This is a genomic window from Sphingomonas bacterium, assembly GCF_903644055.1.
In the GTDB taxonomy this organism is placed as follows: Bacteria; Pseudomonadota; Alphaproteobacteria; order Sphingomonadales; family Sphingomonadaceae; genus Sphingomonas_I.
The window spans coordinates 1-14,428 of the sequence record NZ_CAHJXD010000229.1; the positions used below are offsets into that span (position 1 = coordinate 1).

Sequence of the window (14,428 nt, forward strand, 5' to 3'; positions counted from 1 at the left end):
AAGCGCTTGGCCTTCCGCGCGGACCCTGGCGGTGATGGCGATACTGGCCGCCGCGCTCATCGCCTTGGCGATCGCAACCGCGACCGATCGGCGTCTGGCGTCCCAGTTCATCGCTGCCACCACGGCTTTGATGCTGGGGCTATGGGGATTGGGGCTGGCGATCCGCCTGATCCTGTCGCGATTGCCGCGCGCGAAGTCCGCGCTGATCCGCCTCGCGGTCGCCAACATGCACCGGCCGGGCGCGCAGACCGATCGGCTGGTGCTGGCGCTGGGCCTCGGCTTCTCGATCTTCGTCGCGCTGGCGGTGATCGACACCAGCCTTTCCGCGGCGCTGGTCGGAGCGGCCCCCGCCAAGGCACCGCGCTTCTTCGCGATCGATCTCCAGCCCGAGGACCTCGGCCGATTTCGCGCCGCCGTCGCGCAAGCCTCGCCGGGCGCGACGATCGAAGCCGTGCCTTCGCTGCGGGGATCGATCACCGCGATCAAGGGCGTTGCGGTGATCGATATGAAGAATCTGCCGGCGGGCGCCTGGGTGCTGCGCGGCGATCGCACGCTCACCTGGTCGGCCGATGTGCCACCGCGCAATCAGGTCGTCGCGGGACGATGGTGGCCGGCGGGCTATCGCGGGCCGCCGCTCGTCTCGCTCGAGGACCGCGCCGCCCAGGCGCTCGGCCTGCGCATCGGCGACACGATCACCGTGTCCGTGCTCGGCGTGGACGTGCCGGCCCGGATCGCGGCGCTCCGCAAGATCGATTGGAGCGGTCTCGGCCTCAACTTCGCGATCGTCTTCTCGCCCGGCTATATCGAGGAAGCGCCGCACAGCCTGCTCGCCAGCGTCTATTCGGCGCCCGCGCGGGATGGGCCGGTCGCGCGGCGCGTTGCCGGGGCCTTGTCCTCGGTGACGATGATCCGCGTGGGCGACGTCATCGGCCAGATCGGTACGATCCTCGGCCAGGTCGCGGTCGCGGTCAGGGCAGCCGCCGCCGTCACGGTGATCGCGGGCATCATCGTCCTGGTCGGCGCGGTCGCGGCATCGGGAAGGGCGCGGCGCTACGACACGATCATCCTGAAGCTGCTCGGCGGCAGCGCCGCGCAGGTGCTGACGGCGCAGGCTCTCGAATATGCGTTGCTGGCCGTCATCCTGGCGGGCGTCGCGCTGATCGTCGGGGTGCCGGCGGGCTGGTTCGTCGTTGTGCACGTCTTCGAGCTCGCCTGGGCGCCCGACCTGGGCGTGCTGGCGGGCCTGCTGGCCACGGCGATCCTGCTGACGCTCGGGATCGGGCTGGCCGGCAATATCGGCGTGTTGCGGACCCGCCCGGCCGAAGCGCTCCGGGACCAGTGACGGTCCTTGCCCGGAGACGGGTTACTTGCCCGTCAGGATGACGCCCGCCCTGATCCGCAGCCCGTCGGCGACATTCGCGTCCAGTTCGGCGCCCTCGGGCAGCAGCATGACGATCGTCGAGCCATGCTCGAACCACCCCATATCCTCCCCCCGGCGGACCGGGTGATCGAGCGATATCGTGCGCGGGCCGCCGGCGCGGATCGCGCGTTCGGTATCGAGGAAGGTCAGGCGGATGCTGGCGACCAGCACCGCCGCCACCGCGACGAGCACCAGCGCGCGTCCATCGGGCAGGCGGCAATGGATCGCGGCGCGCTCGTTGCGGCAATATAGCCGCGCCACGCGCTTCAGCGCCGGGGTGTTCACGTTCCAGCAGTCGCCCGAAATATAGGTGACGCGCTCGACGACCAGATCGCAGGGCGCGTGGAAATGGTGGTACATGCCCGCCGTCAGGCGCAGCGTGACGAACAGGCCGCCCTCCATCGCGCGCGCCGCGTCGGCGCTGCCGAGCAGGTCGCTCAGGCGATAGGGCGCATCCTTGATCTGGTGGAGCTCGTCCCCCCGGATCGGGCCATGCGCGCCGATGACGGCATCGCACGGGCTGGCGATGCCGTCCCCCGCCGCCCCGAAATCGCGCGCGCCGGGGCGCAGGCTCCGCGTGAAGCAGGCGTGCATGCTCGGGAAGTGGGATGTCGCCGCGTCCGCCAGATCGACGTCCGAAAAGAGGCGCCAGACGAAGATCGAAGGCCGCGCCACCCAGGGCCGCTCGATCTTGCCGAACCAGCCGATGAAGCGCGTCGCCAGCCGGCGCGGAATGCGGTTGGTCAGCAGGAAGTTCAATTCTTCCAGCGCCGCGATGCGCGCGATTGTGCGCCTGATTGTCACAATCCCGTTCCTCGCGCTCGGTATGATGCGCCATGCAGACGATACTTTCCCTGGTCGCGCTCGGCACGGCCACCATCGGCGCCGGCGCGGCGCGCCACCGGCTGATGCTGTCGCGCGCCAAGCATCGCTCGCTTGCCGGGCATCCGCGCTGGTCGCGGCGGATCGCCGCGCAGATTCCAGGCTTTTCGTATGACGAGCAGGCCTTCTTCGGGTGCGACGGCGCGCCGGCCGATGTCGTCGCGCGCCGCCGCGACGGGTTCGATCGGCTGGCGGTGCTGTTCGCCGAACGCTTTCCCAAGAGCCGCGCGCTCACCGCCGAGGCGCAATCCGGCCTTTCCGACCTGCAATTCACCGGCGCCTATCGCGTGCCGTTCCAGTTCGCGAAGCAGGTCCGCGCGCGATTGGGCACGGGCGCCTTCTTCGATCGGTCGGAAGGCGTCTGTGTCTTCGATCTGGACGGCAATGCCTTCCACGATCTCACCGGATCCTATGGCGTCAACCTGCTGGGCCATGACGCCTATAAGGGCATGATCGCCGGCGCGGTCGCCGAGGTGGGGGCGTTCGGCGCCGTGCTCGGCGCGTTGCATCCGATCGTCGCCGACAATGTCGCCCGGCTGAAGGCGCTGACCGGGCTCGACGAAGTGTCCTTCCACATGTCCGGCACCGAGGCGGTGATGCAGGCGGTGCGGCTGGCGCGCTATCATAGCGGGCGCAGCCATCTCGTGCGCTTCTGCGGCGCGTACCACGGCTGGTGGGGGGACGTTCAGCCGGGCATCGGCAATCCCCAGCCCGCCGACCACACCTACACGCTGACCGAAATGTCCCAGCGGACGCTGCGCATTCTCGCCAGCCGCAGGAACATCGCCTGCGTGCTGGTCAACCCCCTGCAGGCGCTGCACCCCAACGGCGCCGCGCCATCGGACAACACGCTCGTCGACAGCGGCCGGAACGCCGGCGTCGATCACGCCGCCTATCGGGAATGGCTGGAGGATCTCGCGCAGGTCTGCCGGGAGCAGGGCATCGTGCTGATCCTCGACGATGTCTTCACGGGATTTCGATTGGCGCGTGGCGGCGCCGCCGAATATTTCGGCATCCGGCCCGATCTGGTCACTTACGGCAAGACGCTGGGCGGCGGGCTGCCGGTCGGCGTGCTGGTCGGCAAGGCCGATCTGATGCGGCGCTACAATCCCGATCGCCCGCTCGACATCTGCTTCGCGCGCGGCACCTTCAATTCGCATCCCTATGTGATGGCCGCGATGAACGGCTTCCTGCGCCACCTCGATACGCCCGAGGGCCGGGCATTGTACGAGGGGCTCGACGCGCGATGGAACAGACGCGCGGCGCGGATGACCGCGGCGCTCGCCGAGGCGGGGCTTCCCGTCCGCATCGCGCATCTCTCCTCGATCTGGACGGTGCTGTACGACACGCCCTCGCGCTTCAACTGGATGCTGCAATATTATCTCCGCGCCGAGGGGCTGCTGCTGAGCTGGGTCGGCACCGGGCGGATCATCTTCAGCCTCGATTATAGCGACGAGGATTTCGACGAGGTCGTCACCCGCTTCGTCCGCGCCGCCAAAGCAATGGCCGAAGACGGCTGGTGGTGGCATGCGCCCGACGCCTCCAACAGGAAATTGCGGCGCGCCATCCTGAGGGAGGTGGTGGCGCGGCGCCTTGGGCGGTGAACGCCTAGCGTGTCGCGATCGAACGATCGTAGCGCTCGCCCTTGAGCAGGCGCATCGGCGCGCCGCGATATTGCCGGAAATCGTTGAACGGGTCGGTGACGATCTTGGCTGCCCAGACGATGCCGGTCGGCACGTCGCGGACGAAGAAGAGCTGGAAGGTGCGGAACAGCAGGCCGCCGATCCCCAGCGCCAGCCACATCAGCCCGACATGGCGCAAAAAGCCCATCGGCCCCGGCAAGGGCGCGAACAGCCCGAACAGGGTGGGACTCAGCACCAGCAGCAACGGCGAAAGCGCCCACAGCGTCATGAAGACGGTCTTGCGGATCAGATTGTAGCCGACCTTGATCTCTTCCTTGTAACGATGCGTCGCATCGTTGATCGCGTCATAGCCCTTCGGCTCGAAGAAGAAGTGGCCCGCCTGGCGGCTCGTCATCGCCACGCCCCAGCCGAGCAGGCTCGCGAGCGCCGGATCGTGGAACATCAGCATATAGGCGGCGATGAACGTGCTGGCGCTCAGGAAATGCAGGCTCTGGTTGATCAGGCAGTGATGATAATAGCGGTGATCGTCCCAGCGCTGCTCATCGAGCTGGGCGCGGAAGGCCAGAATCGTTTCGGGAGCTTTGGACATCTTGGCCTCAGATCTTGCGGAAGCGGAGCAGCTCGAAATGGCCGAGCGGCGGCAGCGCGCTCCGCTCGACGAGATCGACCTTGCCGTTGCGCGCCGCCCAGCGGGCATAGCGCGCGAAGGGAAATTCGGTGCGGAAGCCGAGGCGGCTGGTGATCGGCATCAGCAGCTTCTCGATGCTCCCGCGCAAGCCCCGCCCCGCGCCGATCCGCGTGGTGATGATGATCTCGCCGCCTCGGCGGACGACGCGTGCGAATTCGTCGAGCGCGCGTTCGGGGTTGGGCACCGCGGTGATCACATATTGCGCGACCACCGAATCGAACGTGCCCGCCTCGAACGCGAGCGCCTCGGCATCCATCACCTCGATCGCCTCGACATTTCCGAGCTTCTGTTCGGCGACGCGTGCGCGCGCCCGGTCGAGAATGCGCTCCGAAATGTCGATCCCGAAGAGCCGGCAATGCGCGCCATATTGGGGGAGCGAGAGGCCCGTGCCGACCCCCACTTCCAGCACCCGTCCGCCGAGGCGATCGGCGGCTTCGATCGCCGCGCTGCGCCCGCGCCGGAACACCGCGCCGAAGACGAGATCATAGACCGGTGCCCACCGATCATAGGCCGCCGCGACATTCCGGGTCTGCATCGTCGTAGCCATGAATACTCTCCCGCGTCCGGCAGAGCATCGACGAACTTGGCGACAATATCGCTACACTATCATCGCTTTTTTGTGACAGACGATCATAGAACTGCAACCTATCTGTCCCGAAGCTTTCATCGCCAACCGATACTTGTCGCCGTCGTTGACAATGACGCGAGGATCAGAGCTTGGCTTCCTTACCGGACATGCCGCCTGTCGCCCGGCGAAATCGCGCCCCGAAGCCCGATGCGCCGCATCGGCCCACGATCGATCTGCCGGCCTGGCTCTCCGAACCGGACATCAAGGCCGACCGGCGGACGCGGCAGCGGTTTCGCACCGTCTGGATATCGGATGTCCACCTCGGCACGTCGGGCTGCAACGCCGATCTGCTGCTCGATTTCCTGAAATCGATCGAGTGCGAGACGCTCTACCTCGTCGGCGACATCATTGATGCCTGGCGGCTGCGCAAGGGCTGGTATTGGCCGCCCCGGCACAATGACGTCGTTCGGCGCGTGCTCAAGATGGCGAAGCTCGGCACGCACGTCGTCTACGTGCCCGGCAACCATGACGAGATGCTGCGCGACTATACGGGGCTCGCGTTCGGCGACGTCACGATCGTCGACCAGGTGGTCCACGAGACCGCCGACGGCCGCCGGCTGCTGGTGCTGCACGGCGATCAGTTCGATGGCGTGGTGCTCTATGCCCGGTGGCTCGCCTTCCTCGGCGACAGTGCCTACGAATTGCTGCTCAAGAGCAATATCCTGCTCAACATCGTGCGGCGGCGCTTCGGCCTGCCCTATTGGTCGCTCGCCGCGCACCTCAAGAAACGCGTCAAGAACGCCGTGCAGTTCATCTCGCGCTTCGAGGAAGTGGTCGCGCGCGCGGCGGCCGAACGCAAGGTCGACGGCGTCGTCTGCGGCCACATCCACTCGGCCGAAATCCGCCAGTTCGGCGACATCACTTATTATAACGATGGCGATTGGGTGGAAAGCTGCACTGCGCTGATCGAGCATCCCGACGGCCGGATGGAGATCATCGACTGGGCCGAGGCCAAGCGGCTGGAGGCGCTGGCCGAACGTCCGCGCGAAATCCGCAAGGCCGGCGCGATCGCCCTGGTGCCGGCATGAGGCTCGCGCTGGTCAGCGATGCCTGGGCTCCGCAGGTCAACGGCGTCGTGCGCACGCTCGCGACCACGACCGAGCGTCTCCGCGCGCGCGGACATGATGTCGCGACGATCACCCCCGATGCCTTCCGCACGATAGCCTGCCCGAGCTATCCCGAGATCCGCCTGGCGATCGGCTGCGGACGCGAGGTCGCGCGCACGCTCGATCGGCTTGGCGCGGACAGCGTCCACATCGCCACCGAAGGCCCGCTCGGCTGGGCGGCGCGGCGCTGGTGCCTCAACGCGGGGATGCCGTTCACGACGTCGTTCCACACGCGCTTTCCCGATTATGTCGCGATGCGGACCGGATTGCCGCCGCGCTGGTTCTGGCCGCTCGTTCGCCGCTTTCACGCGCCCGCCGCGCGGATCATGGTCTCCACCAACACGCTCGCCGCCGAACTCAAGCGCAACGGCCTGCCCCGGACGCATCTCTGGTCGCGCGGCGTCGATCTCGATCTCTTCTCGCCCGCCGCCCCGCGCCTGCCGCAGCTCGCAGGTCTGCCGCGTCCCATCCAGCTCTACGTCGGGCGCGTCGCGGTCGAGAAGAATATCGCGGCCTTCCTCGAATGCCCGACGCGGGGCACGAAGGTGATCGTCGGCGACGGGCCGGCGCGCGCGCAGCTCGAGAAGAGCTTTCCGGCGGCGCGCTTCCTCGGCGCGATGCATGGGGCGTCGCTCGCCTCGGCTTACGCCTCCGCCGATCTCTTCGTCTTTCCCAGCCGCACCGATACGTTCGGGATGGTGATGATCGAGGCGCTTGCTTCGGGATTGCCCGTCGCGGCGTTCCCGGTACCGGGGCCCCTGGATGTCCTCGGCGCGAAGGGACGAGGGAGGGACGACGGCTCTCCCGTCATCGGCGCGCTGGATGCCGATCTGCCGGCGGCGATCGATCGGGCGCTTGCCGCCCGGCGGGCCGATTGCGTCGCCGAGGGCCGACGCTACAGTTGGGATGCCTCGACCGATCAGTTTCTCGACGGGCTGGCCCCCAACGCCATCGCGCTGGACCTCGCGGCCTGATCCGATTTCGCGGAAGCGCCACAAAAACGTCATCCGATTTCGGTAACCGCGATGCCTCCAGCCGATCGTTCGGCTGCCTTTGTGCTTGGGGGTTCCAGATGCGTCTCGTGAAGTTTTTCGGTGGGATGTCGCTCGCCCTCCTCGTCCCTTCGATCGCGTTCGCCGCGACGCCCTTGTTCATCGGCGGCAACATCGTCGTCTCGGTGTCGGGCAACGGCGGCGGCGCGGGCGTGTTCACCGATAATCAGGCGTCGCCGCTGACGCTGCAGCAATATGCGCGCAACGGAACCTCCAGCGTCAGCTACGTCAATTCGCTCGTCCTGCCGCAGATCGCCTCGGGCGCCAATTTCGCGATCTCGGCCGAATATGGCTCTTCGTCGGAAGGGTTGCTCCAGCGTTCGGGCGACGGCCGCTCGCTGGTGATCATGGGCTATGGCGTCAACGCCGATGCGTTCAACGCCAATCCCACCGCCTACGGCACCACCACGACCGATCCCACCAAGCCGACCGCGCTCGCCCAATCGGGCAGCCTCACCGGGCAGAGCTATACCGCCGTCGCGCGCGTCGTCGCGAACATCGGCGTCGACGGCTCGGTCGATACGTCGACCGCGCTCTACAATATCTACAACGGCAACAATCCCCGCAGCGCGTTCACGATCGACGGATCGTCCTTCTACACATCGGGACAGGGCGTCAGCGGCGACAAGACGGGCGGCATATTCTACGCCACCGACGGCGCCCATTCGGCGACCTCGATCAGCGGTCTCGACACCAGCGGCAAGACCGCCACGCAGGATACGCGCGACGTGCAGGTCTACAACGGCCAGCTCTACGTTTCGGTGGACAGCAAGCAGGGCACGGGATCGAACCGCGATTTCGTCGGCACGCTGGGCACGGGCACGCCGACCACGCTCGCCAACAACAATGGCGGCCCGACCAGCCTCAAGGGGTTCGGCAATTCGGGCGGCACGGGCAAGCTGGTCGTGACGCTCAACACCGCCAACGGGATCGACGCGGTCGGGCAGGAAATCAACCTCAGCCCCGAGCAATATTTCTTCGCCAACGCCTCGACGCTCTATGTCGCCGACAGCGGCATGCCCAAGAATGATTCGGCGCTCAACGACAGCAATGGCAGCGGCCTCGGCAACGGCGGCCTGCAGAAGTGGGTGCTTTCGGGCAACACCTGGAACCTTGCCTATACGCTTTCGGCGGGGCTCGGCCTCGTCGCCAACACCTCGGCTTCCGGCGTTACCGGCCTGTTCGGCCTCGCGGGCCTCGTCACCGGCAATTCGGTCGAGCTCTATGCGACGAGCTCGGTGATCGGCGATACCGACCAGACCTATCTCTACGGGATCACCGACAGCCTCGCCGCGACGGCCAAGCCCGCTGCGGAAAGCTTCACCACGCTGGCCGCCGCCGGGCCCGATTCGAAGTTCATGGGCGTCGCCTTCGCGCCGGTGGATGCGACATCGTCGGTGCCAGAGCCCGAGACTTATGGATTGATGATCCTCGGCTTCGGAGTGATCGGCGGCCTGTCACGCGCCAAGCGGAGCCGGGCGGCCTGGTTCGGTTCTTAGAGGCCGTCCCGTTCAAACTCAGACGTCACCCCGGCCTTGAGCCGGGGTCCCGCTGCCTGCCAACGCTGAAGAAGAAGTGGGACCCCGGCTCAAGGCCGGGGTGACGGGTACGTGTTCGAGCGGATAAGCACTGAACGGGAGGATCGTCTCAGCTCTGCTCCGCCGGTCCGGTTCGCACGGCTTCAAGCGTGCCCGGTGGCGCGAACGATGGTGAGGAAGAAGGCGTAAAGCAGACCGGCGATCGCCATCGCCGCGGGCAGCGTCAGCACCCAGGCCATCGCGATGTTGCGCACGGTGCTCGCCTGGAGCCCCGAGCCGTTGGCCACCATCGTGCCGGCGACGCCGCTCGAAAGGATGTGCGTCGTGGAGACGGGCATGCCCTTGACCTGCGCGAGCAGGATGGTGCTCGCCGCGACCAGTTCGGCGGCGGCGCCCATGCCGTAGGTCAGATGCGTCTTGCCGATCTTTTCCCCCACCGTCACCACGATGCGTTTCCAGCCGATCATCGTGCCGAGGCCGAGCGCGAGCGCGACCGCGACCTTGACCCAGGTGGGGATGTAGCGCGTGCCCTTCTCCAGCAGGTCCTGATAGGCCTTGAGCTTTGTGTCGCCGCCGTCGGGATAGGCGGCCTTGGCCTTCTCTTCGTCATGGGTCAGCAGGCGCAGCGTATCGTAGACTAGGTACATTTCGTTGCGGACGTTCTTGGTCTGCGCGGCGGGGACGTGGCGGATCGATCCGTAATGCTGGAGGTCGCCGCTGATCGCCGCCGATACGCTCTCCAGCGCCGCATAGACGGGGGCCGCGTCGGGCTCATGCGTGCGCAGCGCCTGTTGCAGCGTCTCGCGGGCCTGCCGGGGATCGGCCTGCGCGCCGGCGGCCTTGGCATGGAACACCGTCTGCGCTTCGGCGGCGGCGCGAACGAAGGCGGGGGTCGAGCTGTCGGGCATCGTGCGGTTGAGCGCATAAGCGGTCGGCGCGACGCCGATCAGGATCAGCATGATCAGCCCCATGCCCTTCTGGCCATCGTTGCTGCCATGCGCGAACGAAACCGCGGTGCAGGTGAAGACCAGCAGGATGCGGATGTGCAGCGGGGGCGGGGTATCGCCCTCCGGCTCCCGGTAGAGCTTGGGATCGGGGAGAAGGCGCTTCATCGCCCACAGCAGCAGCATCGCGCCGATGAAGCCGATCAGCGGGCTCACCAGCAGCGCCAGCAGCACGCTTTCGGCCTGACTCCACTCGACGCCCGAAGTCCCCATGACGCCGCCGGCGAGAAACTGATTGGCGAGGCCGACGCCGAGGATCGATCCGATCAGCGCATGGCTCGAAGAGTTCGGCAGCCCGAACCACCATGTCCCCAAATTCCAGGCCACCGCCGCGATCAGCAGCGCGAAGATCATCGCATAGCCGCCCGCCGAGCCGACGTTGAGGATGAGGTCGACGGGCAGCAGCGTGATGATGCTGTAGGCGACGGCGCCGGTCGACACGAGCACGCCGATGAAGTTCCACGCGCCCGACCAGATCACCGCGAAGACCGGCTTCAGCGAATGCGTGTATATCACCGTCGCGACGGCATTGGCCGTATCGTGGAAGCCGTTCACGAATTCGAAGCCGAGCGCGATCACCAGCGCCAGGCCGAGGAACAGGAACGCGCCGATCGCCAGCGGCTCGCCGACCTTCTGCGTATCGAGGAAGATGCTCGTGCCGGAATAGGCCAGCCCTGCGAGAAGGACGGCGAAGAAGCCGATGATCGCCGAGGGATGCACCTTGTGATCCAGCGCGATTCGCGCGGCCCTTCCCCTGCCCGGGCCGCCCGTCGCATCAACCGCTTGCGTCGCCATTCCACGTCCTGACCAGTTCGACGATAGGCGGATTGCCTCGGCGACCTTCATGGCCGCGCGCTTCGCGTTCGAACACGGGCAATCTCAGCCGATGAGCCGCAGCGTCTCGGTGTCGCGGGCGCCGGCGTAGAAAGCGTCGAGACACTCGGCAAAATCCGCGCCCCCGCCGGCCGCCTCGAACCCCGCCGCCTCGAACAACGTGCAGCACGAGCGCAGCTTGAGCGCATCGATGCCGCCCAGGATCGCGTCGGCGCCGCGTATGTCCTTCCAGCCGAGCATGGCCGCCACGCTTTCCCGCAGCCGCGCGCCGAGCAGGGGATGGGCGAGATAGGCGCGGGCTTCGTCCAGCCCGTCGATCGCGTAGAAGCGCGCGGTCTCGCTGCGGCCGAGGCCGGCGATCTGCGGGAAGACGTACCACATCCAGTGGCTGCGCTTGGCGCCCGCGCGGAGCTCGGCGAGCGCCGTGGCGTAGCTGCCCGCCTGCGCGTCGACGAAGCGCCGAAGGCTCTCCATCAGCGCAGTCTTTCGGCGTGCCAGCGGAGATGATCGGCCATGAAGGTCGAGATGAAATAATAGCTGTGGTCGTAGCCCGGCTGCATCCGCAGCGTCAGCGGGATGCCCGCCCCGGCGCAGGCCTCCGCCAGCAGCTCGGGCCTGAGCTGGACGCTGGCGAATTCGTCGGCATCGCCCTGATCGACGAGCAATTCGGGCAGGCGCGCGCCATCCTCGATCAGCGCGACGCTGTCATGCCGGCGCCATGCCGCCTCGTTCGGCCCGAGATAGCCTGTGAACGCCTTGCGCCCGAACGGCACGCGCATCGGCGCGACGATCGGCGCCAGCGCGGAAACGCTACGGAAGCGGCCGGGCAGGCGTAGCGCGATCGTCAGCGCGCCATGGCCGCCCATCGAATGGCCCAGGATCGCCTGGCGCGCCATATCCGCCGGAAATTCGGCGGCGATCAGCGCGGGCAGCTCCTCGGTGATGTAGCTCCACATCCGGTAATGGGCGGCGAACGGCGGCTCGGTGGCATCGAGATAGAAGCCCGCGCCCAGCCCGAAATCATAGGCGCCCGCCGGATCGTCGGGCACGCCGGGGCCGCGCGGGCTGGTGTCGGGCGCTATGAAGATCAGCCCGAGATCGGCGCAGGCACGGCGAAACTCGCCCTTCTCGGTGACGTTGGCGTGCGTGCAGGTCAGGCCCGAGAGATACCAGACGACGGGCAGCCTAATCCCCGGATCGTGCGGCGGGACGTAGACCGAGAAGGTCATGTCGGTGCCCGTGGCGGCCGATCCATGGCGATAGACGCCCTGCGAACCGCCGTGGGACTTGGCTTGCGATACGATGTCCATCCGTGTGCCCTTCCTGGACTCTGTCCTGTTGGTGCTAAACTCTCGTCACCCCGGCCTTGAGCCGGGGTCCCGCTTCTTCTTGAGCGTCGGCAGGCAGCGGACCCCGGCTCAAGGCCGGGGTGACGTTTCAGCTCGAACAGGACAGCCTCCGGTCCCGCGCGTATCGGCGCATCGCGGGCTTTTGCCGACACGGCCCGCGCGCGTATAGAGGCGGGATGGCCGATCCGCCGGAAGGAAGCGCGCCGCGCAAGATCATCCATATCGACATGGATGCCTTCTACGCCTCGGTCGAGCAGCGCGATAATCCCGGTCTGCGCGGGCGGCCGGTAGTGGTGGGGGGCACGCGCGAGCGCGGCGTGGTCGCGGCGGCGAGCTACGAGGCGCGCGCCTTCGGGGTGCGATCGGCGATGGCCTCGGTCACCGCGCGGCGGCGCTGCGCCGATCTGATCTTCGTCAAGCCGCGCTTCGAGGTCTATGGCGAAATCTCGCGCCAGATCCGCGCGATCTTCGCCGATTTCACCGATGCGATCGAGCCCCTGTCGCTCGACGAGGCCTATCTCGACGTCAGCGGCGTCGCCTCGGCGCGCGATGTCGCGCAGGCGATTCGCGCAAGGATCAAGGCGGAGACCGGGCTCACCGCCTCGGCGGGGGTTTCGTACAACAAGTTCATCGCCAAGCTCGCCTCGGACCACAACAAGCCCGACGGCATCTGCGTGATACCGCCGGCCGCCGGCGCGCGCTTCGTCGCGGGGCTGCCGGTTTCGCGCTTCCACGGCGTCGGCCCGCGCACCGCCGGGCGGATGAGTGCGCTGGGAATCAAGACCGGCGCCGATCTCGCCGCGCAGAGCCTGCCCTTCCTCGAAGCGCATTTCGGCAGCTTCGCCGCCTATCTCCACGGCGCCGCGCGGGGGATCGACGACCGCCCCGTGCGCGCCAACCGCATCCGCAAGTCGGTCGGCGCCGAGCGGACCTTCTTCGAGGATATCAGCGCGCCGGAGGCTCTGGCGGCGGCGCTGGACAATGTCCTCGCGGCGCTGATGGAGCGGATCGAACGATCCGGGGCGGCGGGGCGGACGGTCACGCTCAAGGTCAAGTTCGCCGATTTCCGCCAGATCACGCGCGCGAGGAGCTTCGCCGCATCGGTTTCCACCCAAGCGGAGATAGGCAAGGCCGGGCAGGCCTTGCTCGCCGCGCTGTGCCCGGTGCCGCTGGGCGTGCGCCTGCTCGGGCTGACGCTCTCGTCGCTCAGCCGTGAGGAGAAGGCGCCGGAGGCGAGCCAGCTCGGGCTCGGGCTCTGAACGGCCAGTCGATCACGCCGCCTGCGAACAGGCACCACCAGATGATGACGAGTTGGAAGGGCAGGCGGAAGCCGTGATAGCCCCAGCCGAGCGCGCCCGGCCCACCGATCGTGAGATCGTGGATCGCATGCTTCACGTTGGCGGGAAACACGCAGACCGCATAGAGCGCGAGCATGATCCCGGCGAAGCGGCGCATCCAGGGGATCAGCGACGGCGGGATCAGCAGCCCGATCGCGCCCAGCATCTCGCAGACGCCGGTGACGATCACCGTCATGTGCGGCGCGGGCACCCAATCGGGGACGATCCGCATGAAGGAGAGCGGCCGCGTGACGTGGAGATAGCCCGCGGAAAAATAGGTCAGCGCCAGCACCAGCCGGAGCACCAGCCGCCAGCGTTCCAGCGCGGGCCGTTCCGTCACCGGCTTTTCCTCGGCAGCGTATAGGCGCCGCTCGCCGCGCGCGGATCGGCATCGGCCAGCGGCAGATCCTCCCAGCCGCCGCCGAGCGCTTTATAGAGCGAGGTCAGGTCGCGGCGGAGCATGCCGTCGCTTTGCGCCACCTGGTCCTGGTTTTGCAACAGCGACTGGCGCGCGTCGAGCACCGCGCCGAAATCGATCAGCCCGCTGGTGTAACGCGCCTCGACCGCGCGCACCGCTCGGCCCGAATCGGCGAGCCCCGCCTTCAGCGCGTCGTTGCGCTGCTGCTCGGCGCGGATGCGGATCAGCGCATCCTCGACATCGCGCAGCGCCCCCAGCACGATCCGCTGATACTGGTGATAGGCCTCGTCGGCCTGCGCGCGCCTGAGCGAAACCTGCGCGGTGCGCCGCCCGAAATCGAGCAGCGGAAAGGTCGCCTGCGCCGCCGCGGTCACTTGCAGGCTGTCCGCCGTGAAGAGATTGCCCAGCGCGGTCGAGATCAATTGGGTCATGCCCGTCAGGCTGAGCCTGGGAAAGAGATCGGCGACCGCGACGCCGATGTCGGCGGTCGCGGCGGCGAGCCGGCGCTCGGCGGCGCGGACGTCGGGGC

The 14,428-nt window shown here is 67.7% G+C and carries 14 protein-coding genes; 6 read left to right on the top strand and 8 right to left on the bottom strand.

The window, feature by feature from the left end; all coding sequences use genetic code 11:
- Positions 1-1,342 (top strand): ABC transporter permease (locus HUU94_RS10135; RefSeq protein ID WP_368039851.1); only part of this gene is annotated, 1,342 nt, incomplete at its 5' end.
- 21 nt (positions 1,343-1,363) lie between these two features.
- On the opposite strand, the gene asd is transcribed toward HUU94_RS10135, so the two are convergent.
- Positions 1,364-2,224 (bottom strand): archaetidylserine decarboxylase, encoded by an 861-nt coding sequence (gene asd, locus HUU94_RS10140; protein WP_174274965.1) that lies wholly within the window; start codon positions 2,222-2,224, stop codon positions 1,364-1,366.
- Positions 2,225-2,256: 32 nt separating this feature from the next.
- On the opposite strand from asd, the gene HUU94_RS10145 reads away from it, so the two are divergent.
- Positions 2,257-3,906, top strand: coding sequence for an aminotransferase class III-fold pyridoxal phosphate-dependent enzyme (locus HUU94_RS10145; RefSeq protein WP_174274966.1), 1,650 nt, complete (start codon positions 2,257-2,259; stop codon positions 3,904-3,906).
- 4 nt (positions 3,907-3,910) lie between these two features.
- On the opposite strand, the gene HUU94_RS10150 is transcribed toward HUU94_RS10145, so the two are convergent.
- Positions 3,911-4,534, bottom strand: coding sequence for a hypothetical protein (locus HUU94_RS10150; RefSeq protein WP_174274967.1), 624 nt, complete (start codon positions 4,532-4,534; stop codon positions 3,911-3,913).
- Between the two features lie 7 nt (positions 4,535-4,541).
- Positions 4,542-5,180 carry a class I SAM-dependent methyltransferase gene (locus HUU94_RS10155; RefSeq protein WP_174274968.1) on the bottom strand — a complete coding sequence of 213 codons (639 nt, stop codon included), beginning with the start codon at positions 5,178-5,180 and terminating at the stop codon, positions 4,542-4,544.
- Positions 5,181-5,350: 170 nt separating this feature from the next.
- On the opposite strand from HUU94_RS10155, the gene HUU94_RS10160 reads away from it, so the two are divergent.
- The 3 genes from HUU94_RS10160 (at position 5,351) to HUU94_RS10170 (ending at position 8,918) form a co-directional block, all read left to right on the top strand.
- Positions 5,351-6,289 (top strand): UDP-2,3-diacylglucosamine diphosphatase, encoded by a 939-nt coding sequence (locus HUU94_RS10160; RefSeq protein ID WP_254602125.1) that lies wholly within the window; start codon positions 5,351-5,353, stop codon positions 6,287-6,289.
- Positions 6,286-7,341, top strand: coding sequence for a glycosyltransferase family 4 protein (locus HUU94_RS10165; RefSeq protein ID WP_174274969.1), 1,056 nt, complete (start codon positions 6,286-6,288; stop codon positions 7,339-7,341). The genes HUU94_RS10160 and HUU94_RS10165 overlap by 4 nt, the downstream gene beginning before the upstream one ends.
- 107 nt (positions 7,342-7,448) lie before the next feature.
- Positions 7,449-8,918 (top strand): PEP-CTERM sorting domain-containing protein, encoded by a 1,470-nt coding sequence (locus HUU94_RS10170; protein ID WP_217429605.1) that lies wholly within the window; start codon positions 7,449-7,451, stop codon positions 8,916-8,918.
- A gap of 182 nt (positions 8,919-9,100) precedes the next feature.
- Here HUU94_RS10170 and HUU94_RS10175 read toward each other — a convergent pair whose 3' ends face one another.
- The 3 genes from HUU94_RS10175 to fghA form a co-directional block, all read right to left on the bottom strand.
- The gene (locus HUU94_RS10175; protein WP_174274971.1) at positions 9,101-10,756 is read right to left on the bottom strand and encodes an inorganic phosphate transporter; all 1,656 of its coding nucleotides are present in this window, start codon (positions 10,754-10,756) and stop codon (positions 9,101-9,103) included.
- An 84-nt stretch (positions 10,757-10,840) separates the two neighbouring features.
- The gene (locus tag HUU94_RS10180; protein WP_174274972.1) at positions 10,841-11,269 is read right to left on the bottom strand and encodes a DUF1810 domain-containing protein; all 429 of its coding nucleotides are present in this window, start codon (positions 11,267-11,269) and stop codon (positions 10,841-10,843) included.
- Positions 11,269-12,105, bottom strand: a complete 837-nt coding sequence (fghA, locus tag HUU94_RS10185; protein WP_174274973.1) for an S-formylglutathione hydrolase — start codon at positions 12,103-12,105, stop codon at positions 11,269-11,271. The genes HUU94_RS10180 and fghA overlap by 1 nt, the downstream gene beginning before the upstream one ends.
- Positions 12,106-12,320: 215 nt before the next feature.
- Here fghA and dinB point away from each other — a divergent pair, with 215 nt between their 5' ends.
- The gene (gene dinB, locus HUU94_RS10190; protein WP_174274974.1) at positions 12,321-13,403 is read left to right on the top strand and encodes a DNA polymerase IV; all 1,083 of its coding nucleotides are present in this window, start codon (positions 12,321-12,323) and stop codon (positions 13,401-13,403) included.
- On the opposite strand, the gene HUU94_RS10195 is transcribed toward dinB, so the two are convergent.
- Complete coding sequence (locus HUU94_RS10195; RefSeq protein ID WP_254602126.1) at positions 13,351-13,821, bottom strand: DoxX family protein; 471 nt, start codon at positions 13,819-13,821, stop codon at positions 13,351-13,353. The genes dinB and HUU94_RS10195 overlap by 53 nt on opposite strands.
- A partial coding sequence (locus tag HUU94_RS10200) for a TolC family protein (protein WP_174274975.1) occupies positions 13,818-14,428 on the bottom strand: 611 nt, incomplete at its 5' end. The genes HUU94_RS10195 and HUU94_RS10200, both read right to left, overlap by 4 nt.